The organism is Pseudomonas sp. Pseu.R1, from assembly GCF_045764065.1.
Taxonomy (GTDB): Bacteria; Pseudomonadota; Gammaproteobacteria; order Pseudomonadales; family Pseudomonadaceae; genus Aquipseudomonas.
Genome location: NZ_JBJGEE020000001.1, coordinates 5,481,563 through 5,499,900, shown reverse-complemented (window position 1 = coordinate 5,499,900; position 18,338 = coordinate 5,481,563). Strand labels below are relative to the sequence as shown.

Here is an 18,338-nt window from a genome sequence, read left to right as displayed (position 1 = left end):
GCGATAAGGAGGAATCATCAAAACGCCAGCAATCCGCATTTTGGAAACACCCTGTATCATTCGCCCGCCTCACCCTCTCCTTCTACGTAGCGAAATCAAGGATTGTTCATGCGTATCCGCTCTCTGACGCCTCTTGCATTGATCATCGGCGCGACCCTCTGCGGTGGAGCCCAGGCCAGCAGTGACGATTCCTGCTACCCCACCTGGTCGCTGCTGCGCGACTCACTGGACGTCTGCAACAACCTGCCCTTCCTCAGCCCTGGCAATGACAGCCGGGTGAACCTGCGTCTGCTGTTGGCGGACCGTCAGGCGCTGGCGCTCAAGCCCAACGCGCTGAGCGAAGACGAACGGTCCGAAGGCTACGGCCCGGTGCCGTTCGCCGTTACGCGTCTGGAAGAAGGGGAAATCGAGGGCGACGAGAGTGAAGAATCAGGGGCCGCAGCGCTGAGTGATGCACTGGAACGACTGGGCGTCAAACGCGACAGCACCGACAGCGCAGGGCAAGCGTTCTTACAGGGCGAAGGCAGCCGCTGCCGCAGCAACCGGGACGACAGCGCCGCAAGTTTTATCGGAGAGTTGCTCAGCACGCCCTCGCTGTCCGATGCCGAGCGGCAGTCGCTGGCACGCAGCCGCGTGCAATTGCTCGACAGTTGCACCTGGGAAGGCGAGAAACAGGCGGCCTTGCTGCCTGCCGATGTTCAGTCTGAGCAAGGCAAGGCGTTCGTCACCTACCTGCAAGCCGCCTCGGATTTCTACAGTGGCCGTTTTGCCCAGGCCGAAACCGGTTTCGCCAGCCTGAGTGACAATCCACAACCGTGGCTCAAGGAAACGGCGCGTTACATGGTCGCCCGCACCCGGCTCAACGATGCGCAGAAAGACGCCTTCGATGAATACGGCACCCTCAAGGACAACCTCGACCCGGCGCCATTGGCCAAGGTCGCCGAGGCGTTCGAGCAGTATCTGGCCGCCTACCCGAAAGGTCTGTACACCCGTTCGGCCAAGGGGCTGATGCGCCGTGTGCATTGGTTGACGAACGATTTCGACACGCTGGCCGCCGACTACGATGAGCTGCTCACTCAACGTGACGACGAACAACGCAACCTGCCGCTGGAGGCGTTGATTCAGGAGGCGGACAACAAGCTGTTGATGACCGTGGTCGAGGCCACGCCGGCGCCGCTCATGACCGCCACGCGTGACCTGATGCTGATGCGCCCGGACAGCCCGGCGAAAATGACTCGGGAAACACTCCTGGCCCAGAAAGCGGTGTTTGCCGGGCAACCGGCGATGTTCGACTACTTGCAGGCGGTGTTCGCGTTCTACATCGACAAACAGCCTGACGAGGCGCTGAAACACCTGCCCGACGCGCTGCCCGCTCAGCTCGACTACCTCGCCTTCAGCCAGCAGACCCTGCGGGGTCTGGCGCTGGAAGCCAGCGGCGACCTGCCCGGCGCGCAGAAACTGTGGCTGAGTCTGCTGCCATTGGCCAACGAACCGCTGCAACGGGAGCAACTGGAACTGGCATTGGCCTGGAACTACGAACACGGCGATCAATTGGCCAAGGTGTTTGCCAGTGATTCGCCGATCCAGTCCGCTCAGGTGCGACTGATCCTGCTGGGCAAAGTCGCCGACACGCCCCTGTTGCGTCAGCAAATCAGCCGGGGCATCAGCGACAACGAGAAAGCCACTGCGCAATTCGTGCTGCTCTACAAGGACCTCTTGCACAGCCAGTACGCCGCGTTCGCCGAGGACCTCAAATCACTGCCGGAAAAGCCCGCTGACACCAAGTTGAGCACCAGCCTGGGTTACGTCTACGGCACTGGCCAGACTCTGCAACTGTTCCGCTGGAGGGGCGATAAAGCCGAGTCCGGGTACACCTGCCCGAGCATTGGCGAGATCGCTGCCGTTCTGCAAGCCGACGGCAAAGACGCCAAAGGCCTGAACTGCCTGGGCGAGTTCATACTGCGCAATGGTCTGGACAGCATGCCGCTGGATCAACGCCCGGCTGCGCCGCAACTGGGCAGCAGCGAACCGGCGTTCAAAGGCGAGGTGTTCTCCCGTCTCGACGGCTATCAAACGGTTATCGCCGACGCCAAAGCCACAAAAGAAGACAAGGCCTACGCACTGTTCCGTGCGATCAACTGCTATGCGCCGTCGGGCTACAACAGTTGCGGCGGCAAAGAGGTCGAACCGTCGGTGCGCAAGGGTTGGTTTCGTCAGTTGAAGAGCACGTACAGCGGCACGACCTGGGGAAAATCATTGCAGTATTACTGGTGATGAGATGGCTGGGCTGTGCGCTGATCGGGCTGTTGTGCAGTGGCTTAGCGTTGGCCGACGTGGATGCCCGGGACCACGATGCATTCTGGCTGTGGAGCGGCGTCGCTTCGCAGCCCGTCCTGGATCAGGCGAAAACGCTGTACGTGTTGCAGGGCCAGGTATTTGCGCCACGTCGTGACCGACAACGGGTCGATTTCATCGCCCAAGGGATAAGTATTACGCGCTTGCCGCAACAGGCGGTGTGGATCGTTTATCGTGCCCATACCTTGCGCTGGCCGGAGCCGGTCTACCGCCGGTTACTGGGTCAGGTGCAACGCTGGCAACAGGCGGGCAATGCGGTCGTCGGCATTCAGATCGATTTCGATGCCCGCACCCGGTATTTGCAGGATTACGTGGCGTTTCTCAAGGACCTGCGCCAGCGCCTGCCCTCGCGTTACCAATTGAGCATCACCGGGCTGATGGACTGGAGCAGCAACGCCGATCCACAGGCCATCGTGCAGTTGAAAGGCGTGGTGGACGAAGTTGTGGTGCAGACCTATCAGGGGCGACAGAGCATTCCCGATTACGCCGCGTACTTGCCTCGGGTGAGCCGTTTGGAGCTGCCGTTCAAGATCGGATTGATACAGGGCGGGGAATGGGCCGAGCCGGATTTTCTGCGCGAGAGTCCGTGGTTTCGCGGGTATGTGGTGTTTTTGCAGAATGGCCCCTGACTCCGTCGCGCCCCCCTCACGTCCGACAAACGCAGCACCTGTGGGAGCCGGCTTGCTGGCGAAGGCGGTGTGTCATGCACCACCTCTGCAACTGATCAACCGCTTTCGCCCCCAAGGCGGCTCCCACAACGGGTATGCGCGATCGGCAAATCATCGCTCGATTTCGATATCCAACAACGCCGCGCCCAGCGCCTTGCCATGGGCATCCAGCGCCAGCGACCGGGTCACGCCGCCTTTCAGAATCCCCGGCAATACGAAATTCAGCGCCTGCACGTTCGGCAATTCATAGCGCCGTACCGCTCCTGCCTTGGGGTCCAGCAACTCGGCAAAATGCGCCGTTACCCGCTCGACCGTCAGTTGCTCCAGCAACCGTGGATAGTCCTCAGCCTTGAACGCAACCACCGAGATGTTCGACGTGTCGCCCTTGTCTCCAGTCCGAGAATGGGCAAGGTCCCGCAATTTGACTGCGCTCACGACGCTTCCTCCACATGAACCTCAGGTTTGACCGAATCTCGCGGCAACAACAGCGACGCCACCGCCACCACCTGACGTACCGATTTGCTGGCGCCCCCGCCGCCATACGGGCCGTTGGTGTACAGCGTTTCCACTTCGTTGCCGATGCGTACGGCGTCGGCTCTGTCTGCGCAACGCGCGGCCACCCGCAGGCGTACCTCCCACGGATCACTGTCCGTGCGAGAACCCAGTTCAGTACCGTGCAGCGAATCGACACCAATCAGCTCGGCACGCACGTCATCGCACACCACACCGATGATGTTCAGACGCTCCAGCACGATCTCCCGCGCCAGTCGCGCACGGGCCAGAGCGCCCGGTCCGCCATAGGACATCTGCCCTTCGCCGATCCAGCCGTCGAGATAGCCGACCGACACCTTCAGCGTTTCAGGTCGGGCATGGCCATTTGCGCCCTCGGCCTGCACTTCATCCGGCGCCAAGACGCTGAATGACACACCGGAAAAATCCGCAGTCACGTCCGGCGTGAGGTACGCCTCGGGATCATGAACTTCGTAAATCATCTGCTCAGTGCACGTGGCCGTGTCGATTCGCCCGCCGGAACCCGCCACCTTGCTGATCACCGCCCTGCCCTCGGCATCGATCTGCGCAAGGGGAAAGCCCAGACGCGCCAGGTTAGGCACTTCCTTCACGCCCGGGTCGGCGAAATAGCCCCCGGTGATCTGCCCCGCGCATTCCAGCAAATGGCCCGTCAAGGTGCCGCGCCCCAGCTTCGTCCAGTCATCCTGCGCCCAGCCGAACTCGAACATCTGCGGCGCGAGGAACAGTGAGGGGTCGGCGACGCGACCGGTGATCACCACATCGGCGTCAGCCTTGAGCGCTTCGACAATACCCTCGGCGCCCAGATAGGCGTTGGCCGACACCAGCCGGTCACCCAAGCCGCCGAGGGTCGAGCCGTTGTCGAGCAACTGTTCGGGACTCAACTGCGCGAGCACGTCATCCCCCGTCACGGCGGCCACTTTAAGGCCATGCAGACCCAGTTCCGCTGCGACACGACGCACAGCTTTCGCCGCCGACAGCGGGTTGGCCGCGCCCATGTTGCTGATCACCCGCAAACGCTTCTGCCCCGCCTCACGACCACGCGCCACGAACGGCAGCACACGGCGCATGCGCTCGCCCAGCAACGGGTCGAAACCGGCATCGGGATCGCTCAGACGCGCCTGTTGCGCCAACGCGATGGTGCGCTCGGCCAGACATTCGAACACCAGATAATCCAGCGCGCCCTTGTCGGCCAGTTCCACGGCAGGCTCGATGCGGTCGCCGGAATACCCGGCGCCGGAGCCGATACGTAAAGTCTTCATTCAAAACACTCCCAGCAGCAATGCGGTGAGGGTCATCAGCACCGATGCGGCAAACAGAAACGGGATGGTGAAACGCTGGTGGTCGGCCAGCTCAATCTTGCACAGCCCCACCAGCAGAAAGGTCGCAGGGGTCAACGGGCTGACCGGGAAGCCCGTGGTGTGCACACCCAACAACGAGGCTTGCGCCACTTGCAGCGGGTCGACACCCAATGCGCGGCCCACTTCGGCGATCACCGGCATCACGCCGAAATAGAAAGAATCAGGGTCGAACAGCAGGCTTAGCGGCATGGACAGGAAACCCACCACCATCGGAATCAGCTTGCCGTGGCCAGCCGGAATCTGCGCCACTGCCACTTCGGCCATGGCCTTGAGCATGCCGGTGCCTTGCATGATCCCGGTGAACACCCCGGCGGCAAGCAGGATGCTGGCCATGGTCAGCGCAGTTTTGGCGTGGGCGTCGATACGGGCGCGCTGGGCATCGACGTTCGGGTAGTTGATGCACAGCGCCAGCACCGTGCCGACCATGAACATCACCACCGGATCGACCCACCCGGCGATCATCACCGCCATGACCACGATAGTCAGCAGCAGGTTGAGCCAGAACAGCCGTGGGCGCCGCAGCACTTCTTCCTGCTCGGTGAGTACACGCTCGGGCACCACATCCACTTGGACTCCGGCCCCCAGACCCAGACGTTTTTCTTCACGACGGCCCAGCAGCCAGGCGCTGATAAAGACGAAGGCCAGACCCACGATCTGCACCGGAATCAGCGGTTGAAAAAGCTCGGCCACCGGTACATGCAGGGCTGCCGACGAGCGCAGCACCGGGCCGGTCCACGGCAGGAAATTCACCCCCGCCGCCATCGCCGCTACGCAGGCCAGGATCCGTCGATCGATGCCCAAGCGCGTGTACAACGGCAGCATCGCCGGGATCGTCACCAGAAAGGTCACCGCCCCCGAGCCGTCCAGGTGCACCAGCAGTGCCAACAACGCCGTGCCGACCACGATGCGTGTAGGCCGCGTGCCCACGGTACGCAGAATGCGATCGATGATCGGGTCGAGCATCCCGGCGTCGGTCATCACCCCGAAAAACAGAATGGCGAACACGAACATGCCGACCACAGGGGCGACGTTCTTGATACCGGTGATGATGAACCCGCTGGTTTGCAGACCGAAACCGCCGATGAGCGCGGCGATGATCGGCAAGGCGATCAGGGCAACCAGAGGCGAGGCGTTTGCTCATGACGGTGGCGAGCAAGCAGAGAATGGTGATGACACCGAGGGTGGCGAGCATGGGCTGATCCTTGTCATTCCTGACCGGCGGGCGGCGGAACAAGCTGTTGTTGTTTTCAGCGAGTATTGAAACGGGGGTAAGATTTGTAAATTGAAATGTTTGATGGGTCATGTTCGGAAAATCAGAACGATGAAAAACTCGATTCAACACATCCGCGCCTTTCTGGCCGTGGCCAACAGCGGCAGCTTCGCCAAGGCCGCTGTCGAACTGAATCTCTCGCCCTCGGCCCTGACCGTACAAATCCAGCAACTGGAAGAATGGCTCGGCGTCACGCTGCTGGAACGCAGCCCGCGTCAGGTCAGCCTGACCGCCGCGGGGCAGAACAATCGCGGGCCGATGGAAAAGCTGTTGCTGGATCTGGACAACATCGTCAGTGGCTCCCGCGACTTGGCGGCCCTGCGCCGAGGGGTGGTGACCATTGCCGCCCTGCCCTCGCTGTGTTCCGGGACGCTGCCGCCGATCCTGAAAACCTTCCGCGACCAGTTTCCCGGCGTCGAAGTGCGCCTGCGCGATGTCGTGGCGCAACGCATCGACGCCCTGGTGCGCGAGGGCGAGGTGGATTTCGGACTGGGGGTGCGGGCGCGGATGGGCCACGGGCTGGATTTTGAAGTGGTGATGGTCGACCGCCTGAGCCTGTTCGTACCGCTCGATCATCTGTTGGCGAAACGCCGCTCAGTGACACTGGCCGATATCGCCGCCGAACCGATCATCCTCACGGGGCGCGACAGCAGCGTGCGTGAGCGGGTCGAGCAGTTATTTGCCGACGCCGGTTTGAGCCTGGTGCCAGGACTGGAGGCGAACTACATGTCCACGGTCATGGCGCTGGTGCGGCAAGGTTTGGGAATGACGCTGTTGCCAGAATCGGCTGACGAAGGCCGGGGGGATCTGGCGCAAGTGCAGGTCGAGCACGCGGGGGTGAATCGGGAGATTGGATTGATTACCCGAGCGGGGTTTGGCCTGAGCCCGGCAGCGGAAAAGTTCGTGGAGATGATGAAGACGTCACTCACGCCACAAATCTAGATCCGTGGGAGATTCTATGGTGTCTGATCAATTGCTTTCGCCACCAAGGCGGCTCCCACAGTGATCGCGTCGAATCCAGATTTTTCGTTCGGCGCTGAACCTGTGGGAGCCGGCTTGCTGGCGAATGCGGAGGGTCAGCCACGAATGATCTCACTGGACCACCGCTTTCGCCAGCAAGCCTCTTGCAGCTTGTAGCTGAAAGCTTGCCGCTGCCCTTATGGCTGAACGCCACCTGAACACCTGCACAAATCCGGGATTTTGCAAAAAAACAAGTATGCTCATTCAATAATGAGTATCATTATGTTACACATTGGCAGAACGCGAATGGCTAGCGACTGCGTTCACGCCGCACACCTTATCAGATTTACTTCGGTGATAAATGCTCGTTCCTTTTTTGATCATGTTGCGCGAAGGGATTGAAGCCGCGCTTATCGTAGGCATCATTGCCAGTTACCTGAAACAGACCGGCCGCGGCGAGTGGATGCCCGCTGTCTGGATCGGGGTCTTCCTCGCAGCGGCTCTGGCGCTGTTCGTCGGTGGAGGCCTGGAAATGGTCAGCGCCGAATTCCCTCAGAAACAACAGGAACTGTTCGAAGGCGTAGTGGGCCTGGTAGCCGTGGTCATTCTCAGTTCCATGGTGGTCTGGATGCGCAAGGTGGCGCGTTCGGTCAAACACGATCTGCATCAATCGCTGGACGCCGCCCTCGCCGGTTCGAAAAACCAGACCTATGCCCTGATTGCCATGGTGTTCTTCGCCGTGGCCCGCGAAAGCCTTGAAACCGTGTTCTTCCTGTTGGCGGTGTTCCAGCAGAGCGAAGGCGCGTCTGGCCCGCTGGGTGCGCTGTTCGGTCTGATCATTGCCGTGGCGATTGGCGTGGCCATCTACAAAGGCAGCCTGCGCCTGAACCTGAGCCGCTTCTTCCGCTATACCGGCCTGTTCATCCTCGTCGTCGCGGCGGGCATTCTGGCCAACTCGGTGCGTTCGCTGCACGAAGCCGGGGTCTGGAACTACTTCCAGGACGTGGTCTTCGACATCAGCGCCATCCTGCCGATGGACGGCCCGGCCGGCTCGGTGCTGGCCGGCATGTTCGGCTACCAGGACGCGCCAAGCGTCAGCGTGCTGGTGGCGTACCTGGCCTATCTGGTTTTTGCACTGTTCCTGTTCTTCAGGCCGCAGGCGAAGGTGGTGAGTCTGCCCACCCGCCCGGTCCATGAACACGGCCATTCTTCCTCCGTTTCGAACAAGTAAGGGCAACCATGACCACCACTCCATCCGGCCTTCCGCCACAGAAAGCCAAGCCGCCTCGCGCCCTGCAATTCGCCGTCGCAGGCTCGGTCCTTCTGATGATCGCCGCTGGCGCGATGTTCTATTTCGCCTCACAGGCTGCGCAGAAAAAACGCGTGGCCAACACCGGCAATGAAACCGTGGTGACCATCCACGCCAAGAACTGCGAGCCGAACGAGATCACCGTTCCGGCGGGCAAAAACGCGTTCCGCATCGTCAACGCTTCCGAGCGTGCCGTGGAGTGGGAAATTCTTGATGGCGTGCTGGTGGTCGAGGAGCGTGAAAACATCGTTCCGGGCCTGAGCCAGATCATCAACGCCAACCTGCAACCGGGCGACTACGCCATCACCTGCGGCCTGCTGAGCAACCCGCGCGGCGTGCTGCACGTGACCCCGACTGCGGAGTCCGAAGCCGCCGCCAAGGCCCGTCCGTCGATGGTCGCGTTCATCGGCCCGCTGTCTGAATACCGCGTCTACCTGAGCACGCAGAGCAGCGCGCTGATCCGCGCCGTGACCGATCTGCAAACCGCCATCGAAGGCGGCGATCTGGCAGCCGCTCAGCAAGCCTACGCCCCGGCCCGCGCCGCGTACCAACGCATCGCTCCGGCCGCCCAGCGTCTGGCCGAGCTGGACAACGCCGTCAACGCCCGCGCCGACTACTTCGAAAAACGCGAGCAGGACCCAGGCTTCAGCGGCTTCCACCGCATCGAGTTCGGCCTGTTCCAGCAAAAGTCGCTGGACGGCCTGACCCCGGTCGTTCAGAAGCTGCAAACCGACCTCACCACCCTGAAAACCCAGCTGCTGGCGCAAAGCATCGCCCCTGAGCAACTGGCCAGCATGGTGGTGCGCAACATGCGCAGCCTGGCTGACATCCGCAGCAATGGCGAGGAAGAGCGTTACAGCCACCTCGATGCCGCCGGTTTCGCTGCCAACCTGGAAGGTACGCGCAAGGTCGTCGACCTGCTGCGTCCGCTGTTGGCCAAGAACTGGAACGATGTGCTGAAGAAGATCGACGACGCGGCCACCGCGCTGGACGATCAACTGCTGATGCTCAAGACCGACAACGGCTACACGCCGTACGACCAGGTCAGCACCGAACAACGAAAACAAATTGCGGACAAGGCCAAGGCTCTGGCCGATGCACTCGATGGAATCGACCCGGCCCTGGGCCTCACCGGCCTGTAAGCGTGCCCTGGCGGGTGCCCTAGGCTTTGTACGAAATGTTTTGAGACGAAGGTAAGGCAAGGCGAAAACAGCCGAGGAAGCGGAGTTTACGGGTTGTAAATGAGCATTCCGAGGCTGTTTTCAACGCAGTATGACCGAGTATCAAGACTTTTCGTGCACAGCCTAGCGCCCGCCCGGCCCTGAAACCCGAGCTAAGAAAGTATTCACATGAAAGACTCTGATTCATCCAACGCCCCGATTTCCGCTGAGCGCCGCCGTGTCCTGATGGGCCTGGGTGCCGCCGGTGCCGCCATTGCCGGTGCCAGCCTGGCGGGCAATGCCATGGCCGCCACTGCGCCTGCGCAAGTCACCGAAGCCCCGAAAAGCGAAAAAACCCAGGACCACAACGAGTTCCACGGCACGCACCAGAGCGGCATCGTCACCCCACGTCCGGCTGCGGGCATGATGGTGTCCTTCGACGTGCTGGCGCAGGATCGCGACGATCTGGAGCGCCTGTTCCGCACCCTCAACGAGCGCATCGCGTTCCTGATGACCGGCGGTGAAGTGCCCCAGGTCGACCCGAAACTGCCGCCGCTGGATTCCGGCATCCTCGGCCCGGTGGTCACCCCGGACAACCTGACCATCACCGTTTCGGTGGGCGATTCGCTGTTCGACGAGCGCTTCGGCCTGGAGCACGTGAAACCCAAACGTCTGCAACGCATGGTCGGTTTCCCCAACGACGCACTGGAAGCGGCCTGTTGCCACGGCGACCTGAGCATCCAGTTCTGCTCCAACGCCCCGGACAGCAACATTCACGCCCTGCGTGACATCGTGAAGAACCTGCCGGACCTGCTAATGGTGCGCTGGAAACAGGAAGGCACCGTACCGGCTCAAGCGCCGTTGAAGCCTGGCCAACAGCCTGAGAGCGCGCGCAACTTCCTCGGCTTCCGTGATGGCTCGGCCAACCCGGATTCCAACAGCCAGAAAACCATGAACGACGTGGTCTGGGTGCAAGCGGGCAGCGACGAACCGGCCTGGGCCGCCAACGGCAGCTACCAGGCGGTGCGCATCATCCGCAACCTGGTCGAGCGCTGGGACCGTACCCCGCTGCAAGAGCAGGAATCGATTTTCGGCCGCAAGAAAACCACCGGTGCGCCGATGGACGGCAAGACCGAAACCGACGTTCCGGATTACACCAAAGACCCGGAAGGCAAGGTTACCAAGCTCGATTCGCACATCCGCCTGGCCAACCCACGTACCCACGATTCGCAGAAAAACCTGATCCTGCGGCGCCCGTTCAACTACTCCAACGGCGTGATGAAAAACGGCCAGCTGGACATGGGCCTGCTGTTCATCTGCTACCAGCAGGACCTGGAAAAAGGCTTCATCACCGTGCAGACCCGCCTCAACGGCGAGCCGCTGGAGGAATACCTCAAGCCTGTCGGTGGCGGGTATTTCTTCACCCTGCCGGGCGTGAAAGACAACAACGATTTCATCGGCCGTTCGCTGTTGGCCGCGGCTACAGCTGTAAAAACAAAAACTGCCTGACAACCCTTACCTCACAGGAAGAGCTCCATGAAAAAGTCGCCTCTCGCGCTGTTGGTTACCCTTGGCTTGTTGCAGACCCCGTCCGTATTCGCGGCCACGGCACCGCTGGATCTGGTAACCCCGGTTTCCGACTACAAGATCTACGTCACTGAAAACGTCGACAAGTTGGCCGCCGACACTCAGAAGTTCACCGACGCGATCAAGAAAGGTGACCTGGCCACCGCCAAGAAACTGTACCCGACCACTCGCGTCGCCTACGAATCCATCGAGCCGATCGCCGAGCTGTTCGATGACCTGGACAAGTCGATCGACTCCCGCGAAGACGACCACGAGAAAGGCGTTGAAGCCGAAGACTTCACCGGCTTCCACCGTCTGGAGCACGCGCTGTTCGCCAAGAACACCACCAAAGGTCAGGAAGCACTGGCCGACAAGCTGATGACTGACGTCAAAGACCTGCAATCGCGTATTGCCGACCTGACCTTCCCGCCAGAGAAAGTGGTCGGCGGCGCCGCGGCCCTGCTGGAAGAAGTGGCAGCTACCAAGATCTCCGGTGAAGAAGATCGTTACAGCCACACCGACCTGTACGACTTCCAGGGCAACGTGGACGGCGCGAAGAAAATCGTCGACCTGTTCAAACCACAACTGCAGAAATCCGACGCTGCGTTCGTGGCTAAGGTGGATAAGAACTTCGCCACCGTAGACAAGATCCTGGCCAAGTACAAAACCAAGGATGGCGGTTTCGAAACTTACGACAAGGTCAAGGAAAACGACCGCAAAGCCCTGACTGGCCCGGTCAACACCCTGGCTGAAGACCTGTCGCAAATGCGTGGCAAACTCGGTCTGAACTGAGTTTGAAAACGCGTTGAAAAAACCGCCTGCCGATCGCTCGGCAGGCGGTTTTTATTGGCGGATGAAGATGAATTGATCGTGCCACGCCCGCGGCGCATGCCCACGCTCCGCGTGACGTGGAGCGTCCAGAACGGCGTTCCCACGCGGAGCGTGGGAACGATCAGGCGAATCAAAAACAGAGCTGAGCCAACAGGATCAAATCCCGCTAAACCAGTTGTACCCCTGATCCTCCCAATACCCGCCCGGATAATCGTTGGTCACGAAGATCTCGACGATGTGCTTGGGGTTCTTGAAGCCCAGTTTGGTCGGCACGCGAATGCGCAGCGGGTAGCCATAGCTCGGTGGTAACGCCACCTCGCCGAAGTCCAGCGCCAGCAGGGTTTGCGGGTGCAACGCGGTGGGCATGTCCAGGCTTGAGTAGTAGCGATCCGCGCATTTGAAGCCAACGAACTTCGCGGTCGTATCAGCGCCCACATATTCGAGAAAGGTCTTCAACGGCACCCCGCCCCACTGCCCGATGGCGCTCCAGCCTTCGACGCAAATCAGCCGCGTGATGTCGGTGCGTTGCGGCAGTTTGCGTAAACCCTCAAGGGTCCAAGATGCCTTGTCCCGCACCAGGCCCGAGACGCCCAGTTTCCAGTCCGCCACGTCCAAGTCGGGAATGTCATCCTCGCTGTAGAACGCATTGAACGGAAACGGGTTACGGATCTTGTCCTTGCTGAACGTCGGCGCCAGTTTCTGCCCGCTGAATAGCCACGCCTGGACCCGGTCATTCCAACGCGACATGGCCCACAGCACTTTGTCCACCTGATCGCCATCTTGCAGGTTGCAGCCGCTGAGCATGGCCATGGCGCCCACGGTCAGGCCCCCTTTGAGAAAGTGGCGGCGTTGCAGGTTTTCCAACCGCGTCTGCTGCGCCGGTTCCAGCTTGATGCGCTGGACCGCGCGTTTCTTCGGTTCAATCATGTTCGACCTTTCCGTTATCCATCACCCGCGTACCGCCAGTGATCATCGGCAACAGGGTTTTCGGCACCAGTAATACCAGCGCCAGATGAACCACCACGAACGCGCCAATCGCCGCCATCGCCGCAAAGTGCACGTAGCGGGCGAAGTCGTACCCACCGAACAGTGCGGTGAGTTCCTGGAGTTGAATGGGCTTCCAGATCGCCAAACCCGAGACGACGATCAACACGCCTGCTGCCAACACCAGCCAGTACATCAAACGCTGGACGGCGTTGTAGACGCCCTTTTCGTGCTTGAGGCGAAAGCGCAGCGCGTCGAGTAGATCGCGCTTCACTGCCTTGGGGGTGACCGGCAAGAAATCACGTTTGAAGTGCCGACTGAACAGGCCATACAGCACGTAGATCAGGCCGTTGATCACCAATAGCCACATCACGGCAAAGTGCCAGGCCAGCGCACCGCCGAGCCAGCCGCCGAGGGTGAAATCCCGGGGAAAGGCGAAGTGGAACAAGGGCGATGCGTTGTAAATCCCCCACCCGCTCATGAACATGCAGACCATGCCAAAGGCGTTGATCCAGTGCGTGAGGCGGATGGGCCAAGGGTGAATGCTGGTTTTTTTCATGGATTGAGGCTCCTCCTGAACGCCAACTGCGCCTGTACGTCCGTATTCGCCAGCAAGCCGGCTCCCACAAATGTAGATGACAACATCAGACAGTGTGAGGGCCGGCTTGCTGGCGAAAGGGACGACACGGTGCAACAGATGCACCGCAGCCGTCCTTACATCGGCGGCTGGAAGCCATCCTTGCCGACGGCCACACCGCGCGCAGTCTTGCTGTCTTCTGCCGGGAATACCACCACTTTGGCGCCCTTGACCAACTCACTCACCTTGCCCGCCTCCACATAAGCAATCGGCACGTCTTCCGGCACCACCAACTGTTTCTCGCCACCCTTGTAGCTCACGCTCAAGGTGCGGCCATTGGCGTTGGTCAGTTTGCCCACGGTGCCATTGGTCATGGTGCCGGTACTGCCGTCAGCGTTCTGCCAGCCGTAGTGCCCTTCGCCACTGCCCTTGAGGCTGGCTTCGAACACCGTCACTTCCAGCGCTTTCAAGGTGCCGTCAGCCTGCGGGGTGGCCGCCGAACCGATGAAACTGTCGGACTTGATAGACGCGATATCAGCCTTCGACACCAGACGCACGCCGGTCTTGTCAGTCAGGCCAATGCTCTGGTGAGCCCCCGTGCGGGTGGTGAAGTTCAAGGTGTTGTTGTCGACGCTGTCGACGGTTCCGCGCAGGGGTTTGACCACCGGCATGTCGGCGGCGCAGGCCATGACAGCAGCGCTGAGCATCAGCAGGCCAAAGGTAGAGGACAAAGCGGTCTTCATGTTCATGACGAGTTCCTTCCAGGCAGGTTCATAACGTAGGCATTGCGGGTTGAATGAGGTTCATCCTGTCCAACCAACCGGTACCGCACCATGACCGCCGGATGACATTTTTGTCATTCGCATACTCAGCGCCGCTGGGTCCTTCAATGACAAAAATGTAACCGCCCGCGCCGGACAGGTTGGTTAAACTGCCCACACGATGCAATGCGAGCCCTACGATGCACATCCTGCTGATCGAAGACGACACCAAGACCGGCGAATACCTGAAGAAAGGACTCAGCGAATCCGGCTACAAGGTCGACTGGGCGCAGCACGGCGCCGACGGCCTGCACATGGCGCTGGAGCAACATTATGACCTGCTGGTGCTGGACGTCATGCTGCCGGGCATCGACGGCTATCAGATCATCGAAATCCTGCGCGCCAAACAGGACGTGCCGGTGCTGTTCCTCACCGCCCGCGACCAGTTGCAAGACCGTATTCGCGGGCTGGAGCTGGGCGCCGATGATTACTTGGTCAAGCCGTTTTCGTTCACCGAACTGCTGCTGCGCATCCGCACGATTCTGCGCCGTGGCGTGGTGCGCGAGGCCGATCACTTTCATTTGGCCGATCTGGAGCTGGACCTGCTGCGCCGCCGCGTGACCCGCCAGCACCAGATCATCACCCTGACCAACAAGGAATTCGCCCTGCTGCACCTGTTGCTACGTCGCGAAGGTGACGTGCTGTCACGCGCGCAGATCGCTTCGGAAGTCTGGGACATGAACTTCGACAGCGACACCAATGTGGTGGACGTGGCGATCAAACGCCTGCGCAGCAAGGTCGACCTGCCCTACCCGGTCAAGCTGATTCACACCGTGCGCGGTATCGGCTATGTCTGCGAGGTACGGCCATGCGAGCCCGACGCCCACCCTCTCTGACCCTGCGTTCGACCCTGGCCTTTGCGGTGGTGGCGATGCTGGCCGTGGCCAGCGCCGGGATGTACCTCTACGAAACCATGAAAGCCTCGGTGATGACCCGCAGCGACCACGCGGTGCTGGCCCGGCTCGATCACTTTCGCAAACTGCTGCAATACGACCTGACCCTCGACACCCTGCGCGGCAGCCCTCAGTTGTTCGAGAACATGCTCGACAGCGAGGACGACATCTTCATCATCGGCGAGCCGGGCAAGACGCCCGTGATCCTGGTCAATCCACTGCATGCTCCCTTGCCCGAGACGCCAGTGGTGGCGCCGGATCAGGCATTGAACGTGAGTGATCTGCGCAGCGGCACGGCCAACCCGGATGCGCCCATGCGCGCGGCCACGGTGGCGGCGATGTCCGGCGGCAAGACCGTGCATTTGACCGCTGCGCATCTGGCGGTCAAGGAAATGGCCACCCTGGCCAACTTCCGCAACCGGATCCTGGTGGCGGTGGCACTGGCCTTTCTGGTCACCGCACTGCTGGGCTACGTGTTGTTGCGTCGCGGCCTTCGCCCATTGCGCAAGATGGCCGAACACGCCACAGCCATCACCCCGGCACGCCTCGACAGCCGCATGGACAGCGGCGATACGCCGGTGGAGCTGCAACAACTGAGTGACGCCTACAACGCCATGCTCGACCGCCTGGCCGACGGCTACGAGCGACTGAATCAGTTCTCCGCCGACCTTGCCCATGAAATCCGCACCCCGGTGGGATCGTTGATGGGGCATTGTCAGGTTGCGTTGCGCCAACCCCGTTCGGTAGATGAATACCAGACGTTATTGGCGTCGAATCTGGAAGAGCTGGAACGCATCTCGCGCATGGTCGAAAGCATCCTGTTCCTCGCCCGCGCCGATGACGCCCAAGCGGCGTTGAATCGTCAGCCGCTGCAGCTGGCGGATGAGCTGCAACGGGTGACCGGCTACTTCGAAGGCCTGGCCGAAGAACGAAAAATGACCCTACGCACTACAGGCGACGGCGTGTTGAATGCCGACCCATTGCTGCTGCGCCGGGCCTTGAGCAATCTGGTGGCTAACGCGATTCGTTATGCCGACGAACACAGCGAGATCAACATTCGCGTGGTTCGAAGCACTGAACACTGTCGCATCGAAGTGGAGAATCAGGGGCCGAACCTCAGCGAAGCGGCCCTGAGCAAGCTGTTCGACCGTTTCTACCGCGTCGACGCCTCTCGCCATCAGAGCTCGGATTCCAACGGGCTGGGGTTGGCAATTGTGGCGGCGATCATGCAGTTGCATGGGGGTGAGGTGACAGTCGACCAGCCCTCAGAAAGACAAATCCGTTTCGCTTTGATGTTTCAACCTGATTGATGCAATTGCGTTGCGTCTGGTCCGGATTGTGGGGGCCGGCTGCTGGCGAAAGCGATGTTTCATCCACTGTTGTGCTGCCTGATACGACGCCTTCGCCAGCAAGCCGGTTCCCACAACGATCGCATCCGATCAAGCCTTTTTGTCGTGGGTCACTTGCAACTTGTAAAACGTCGCCGCCCCGCCCTCGGTCGCGTACCCGGTGTTGTCCTGGGTGTACACCCCCGCCTTGAAATACAGCTGCTTGCCGTTCCAGGTCGCATCGAGCTTGCTGTCCCACTGCATCTCGTGGGCATTGACCGTAAGGTTGCCCGCCGGGGTCAGGTGGATGGTGTAGGTGAAACGCTCCTTGAGCAGCACACTGGTTGCCAGTTGAATCACTTCAGGCTCTGAGGTTGGCGTGACGCGGTACTTGATGACCAGATTGCCGGTCTGGGTTTTCTCCTTGTATTGATACTCCAGCTTGATCAACGGCTCGGTGCTGCCATAGCAGTGGATCTGACCAATGACGATCTTGCCGGACGATGGCACCTGATCCACGGTCAACGCCGCACGCAGAAAATTGTCCGCCTGGTTGTAGGTCCAGTTGTGCACCGCGCCGTTGGCGTAGGTCTCTCGCAGTTCAGTGCGCGGGTAGACCGCGTTGTCGGTTCGCGAGCCGGTCACCGGCGCCCAGAAGAACAGCGTGTCGCCGGAGCGGAAATAACCATCCTGATAACCCGCCACCAACTTGGGCGTGTCGATGGTCGCGGCAGGAATACCGACGGGGACGGAGAGGTTCCAGGTAGCAAGGTCGATCATGTTGCACTCGTGGGTGCGCATTGCGCACCAGCAAAGGGAGGTCTCTGGAACGGGGGTTCTGGCCCCGTTGCCTGTCGCCTTTGCTATCGGCTGAATCGGTTGTTCTTTAGCCGCCCTACCCCGTCAAGAAATCGCCAAAGACCACCCGCAAACACCGATGGCTATTATTTTGAGATCAAACAATTCAAACACGCGATTGCGCATTTTTTGATCAAATTGGCGGATTCCGGGCACATCGGTTCCGCCATTTTTTTGGAGCCCACTTCGACCTGCCGGTGAAAAAACAACCAGAAACCACCGAAATGCCCGACAGACGGTCATGAATTTCTTCTCGCCCCTACAGCTACGCTGCCGTTCATCCAGTTTTCGTTTGACGAAACAACTTTGTTACCGGATATTAATAGTTAGCAACCTAATAATACGGCGTCTAATCATTCACTGCCTAACCAAATCCCGTTCGATCTACGACTCTCCACACAGCGGCACTCACATGAACCTAGACTCACTGCAAATGCACATCACCGGCGGCGTCGTCGCAGCGTCCCGCCAATGGCGCCGCGTGTGTCAGACCACCCTGGTGAACTACGGCGTGTCGGAGGCATGTGCAGGCCCTCTGCTGATGATCGCGCGCCTGGGTGAAGGCGTGCGCCAGGTCACGGTCGCCCAGGCCTGTGGCCTGGAAAGTCCTTCGCTGGTGCGCCTGCTCGACCAGTTGGGCAAAGCCAATCTGGTGCAGCGCACCGAAGACCCGACGGATCGCCGCGCCAAGGCCCTGAGCCTGACCGAAGAAGGCCGCACGCTGGCCAATTCCATCGAAGACGAATTGATTCGCCTGCGCCGCGACGTGTTCGGCGACATCGACCCGGCAGACCTGGAAGCCACTCTTCGCGTCTTCAAGGCCTTCGCCAAAGCCAGCCCCGTAGGGCCGGAGCTGTCATCTTGAAAGA

16 protein-coding genes and 1 pseudogene are annotated in these 18,338 nt (G+C 60.8%); 10 read left to right on the top strand and 7 right to left on the bottom strand.

What is annotated here, in order from left to right; all coding sequences use genetic code 11:
• Positions 1–108: 108 nt before the first annotated feature.
• Together ACI5GA_RS25075 and ACI5GA_RS25070 are read left to right on the top strand one after the other, a co-directional pair.
• Positions 109–2,274: an outer membrane assembly lipoprotein YfiO gene (locus tag ACI5GA_RS25075; protein WP_421424705.1), complete on the top strand. Its 2,166-nt coding sequence runs from the start codon at positions 109–111 to the stop codon at positions 2,272–2,274.
• Entirely contained in the window at positions 2,274–2,984 is a 711-nt protein-coding gene (locus ACI5GA_RS25070) for a DUF3142 domain-containing protein (RefSeq protein ID WP_421425537.1), read from the top strand. Before ACI5GA_RS25075 ends, ACI5GA_RS25070 begins: the two co-directional genes overlap by 1 nt.
• A 150-nt stretch (positions 2,985–3,134) precedes the next feature.
• On the opposite strand, the gene ACI5GA_RS25065 is transcribed toward ACI5GA_RS25070, so the two are convergent.
• From ACI5GA_RS25065 to ACI5GA_RS25055, 3 genes and pseudogenes are all read right to left on the bottom strand, one after another.
• The gene (locus ACI5GA_RS25065) at positions 3,135–3,458 is read right to left on the bottom strand and encodes an AtuA-related protein (RefSeq protein ID WP_404633148.1); all 324 of its coding nucleotides are present in this window, start codon (positions 3,456–3,458) and stop codon (positions 3,135–3,137) included.
• Positions 3,455–4,813, bottom strand: a complete 1,359-nt coding sequence (locus tag ACI5GA_RS25060; RefSeq protein ID WP_404633146.1) for an acyclic terpene utilization AtuA family protein — start codon at positions 4,811–4,813, stop codon at positions 3,455–3,457. Before ACI5GA_RS25060 ends, ACI5GA_RS25065 begins: the two co-directional genes overlap by 4 nt.
• Positions 4,814–6,104 (bottom strand): annotated as a pseudogene (locus ACI5GA_RS25055) (CitMHS family transporter). It abuts the gene before it with no gap.
• A 129-nt stretch (positions 6,105–6,233) separates the two neighbouring features.
• Between ACI5GA_RS25055 and ACI5GA_RS25050 the strand changes: the two are divergent.
• The 5 genes from ACI5GA_RS25050 to efeO (ACI5GA_RS25030) all read left to right on the top strand — a co-directional run bounded on the left by ACI5GA_RS25050 (position 6,234) and on the right by efeO (ACI5GA_RS25030) (position 11,969).
• A complete protein-coding gene (locus tag ACI5GA_RS25050) occupies positions 6,234–7,124 on the top strand; it encodes a LysR family transcriptional regulator (protein ID WP_404633142.1) in 891 nt (296 codons plus the stop codon).
• A gap of 379 nt (positions 7,125–7,503) precedes the next feature.
• A complete protein-coding gene (efeU, locus tag ACI5GA_RS25045; protein WP_404633140.1) occupies positions 7,504–8,373 on the top strand; it encodes an iron uptake transporter permease EfeU in 870 nt (289 codons plus the stop codon).
• Between the two features lie 8 nt (positions 8,374–8,381).
• Positions 8,382–9,593, top strand: coding sequence for an iron uptake system protein EfeO (gene efeO / locus ACI5GA_RS25040; protein ID WP_404633138.1), 1,212 nt, complete (start codon positions 8,382–8,384; stop codon positions 9,591–9,593).
• Positions 9,594–9,800: 207 nt separating this feature from the next.
• Positions 9,801–11,120 (top strand): iron uptake transporter deferrochelatase/peroxidase subunit, encoded by a 1,320-nt coding sequence (gene efeB, locus ACI5GA_RS25035; protein ID WP_421424704.1) that lies wholly within the window; start codon positions 9,801–9,803, stop codon positions 11,118–11,120.
• Positions 11,121–11,147: 27 nt separating this feature from the next.
• The gene (efeO, locus tag ACI5GA_RS25030) at positions 11,148–11,969 is read left to right on the top strand and encodes an iron uptake system protein EfeO (RefSeq protein ID WP_404633134.1); all 822 of its coding nucleotides are present in this window, start codon (positions 11,148–11,150) and stop codon (positions 11,967–11,969) included.
• A gap of 195 nt (positions 11,970–12,164) precedes the next feature.
• Here efeO (ACI5GA_RS25030) and ACI5GA_RS25025 read toward each other — a convergent pair whose 3' ends face one another.
• The 3 genes from ACI5GA_RS25025 to ACI5GA_RS25015 form a co-directional block, all read right to left on the bottom strand.
• The gene (locus ACI5GA_RS25025) at positions 12,165–12,935 is read right to left on the bottom strand and encodes a molybdopterin-dependent oxidoreductase (RefSeq protein WP_421424702.1); all 771 of its coding nucleotides are present in this window, start codon (positions 12,933–12,935) and stop codon (positions 12,165–12,167) included.
• Positions 12,928–13,551: a cytochrome b/b6 domain-containing protein gene (locus ACI5GA_RS25020; protein ID WP_421424700.1), complete on the bottom strand. Its 624-nt coding sequence runs from the start codon at positions 13,549–13,551 to the stop codon at positions 12,928–12,930. The genes ACI5GA_RS25025 and ACI5GA_RS25020 overlap by 8 nt, the downstream gene beginning before the upstream one ends.
• A gap of 155 nt (positions 13,552–13,706) precedes the next feature.
• Positions 13,707–14,312: a hypothetical protein gene (locus ACI5GA_RS25015; protein WP_421425536.1), complete on the bottom strand. Its 606-nt coding sequence runs from the start codon at positions 14,310–14,312 to the stop codon at positions 13,707–13,709.
• Between the two features lie 218 nt (positions 14,313–14,530).
• Here ACI5GA_RS25015 and ACI5GA_RS25010 point away from each other — a divergent pair, with 218 nt between their 5' ends.
• Both ACI5GA_RS25010 and ACI5GA_RS25005 read left to right on the top strand, forming a co-directional pair.
• On the top strand, positions 14,531–15,226 hold the full coding sequence (locus tag ACI5GA_RS25010; protein ID WP_421424699.1) for a heavy metal response regulator transcription factor: 696 nt from the start codon (positions 14,531–14,533) through the stop codon (positions 15,224–15,226).
• Entirely contained in the window at positions 15,199–16,593 is a 1,395-nt protein-coding gene (locus tag ACI5GA_RS25005; RefSeq protein ID WP_421424698.1) for a heavy metal sensor histidine kinase, read from the top strand. The genes ACI5GA_RS25010 and ACI5GA_RS25005 overlap by 28 nt, the downstream gene beginning before the upstream one ends.
• A gap of 129 nt (positions 16,594–16,722) precedes the next feature.
• Here ACI5GA_RS25005 and ACI5GA_RS25000 read toward each other — a convergent pair whose 3' ends face one another.
• Complete coding sequence (locus ACI5GA_RS25000) at positions 16,723–17,391, bottom strand: polysaccharide lyase family 7 protein (protein ID WP_421424697.1); 669 nt, start codon at positions 17,389–17,391, stop codon at positions 16,723–16,725.
• A 490-nt stretch (positions 17,392–17,881) separates the two neighbouring features.
• Here ACI5GA_RS25000 and ACI5GA_RS24995 point away from each other — a divergent pair, with 490 nt between their 5' ends.
• The gene (locus ACI5GA_RS24995) at positions 17,882–18,334 is read left to right on the top strand and encodes a MarR family winged helix-turn-helix transcriptional regulator (protein ID WP_404633122.1); all 453 of its coding nucleotides are present in this window, start codon (positions 17,882–17,884) and stop codon (positions 18,332–18,334) included.
• The last annotated feature ends 4 nt before the right edge of the window (positions 18,335–18,338 follow it).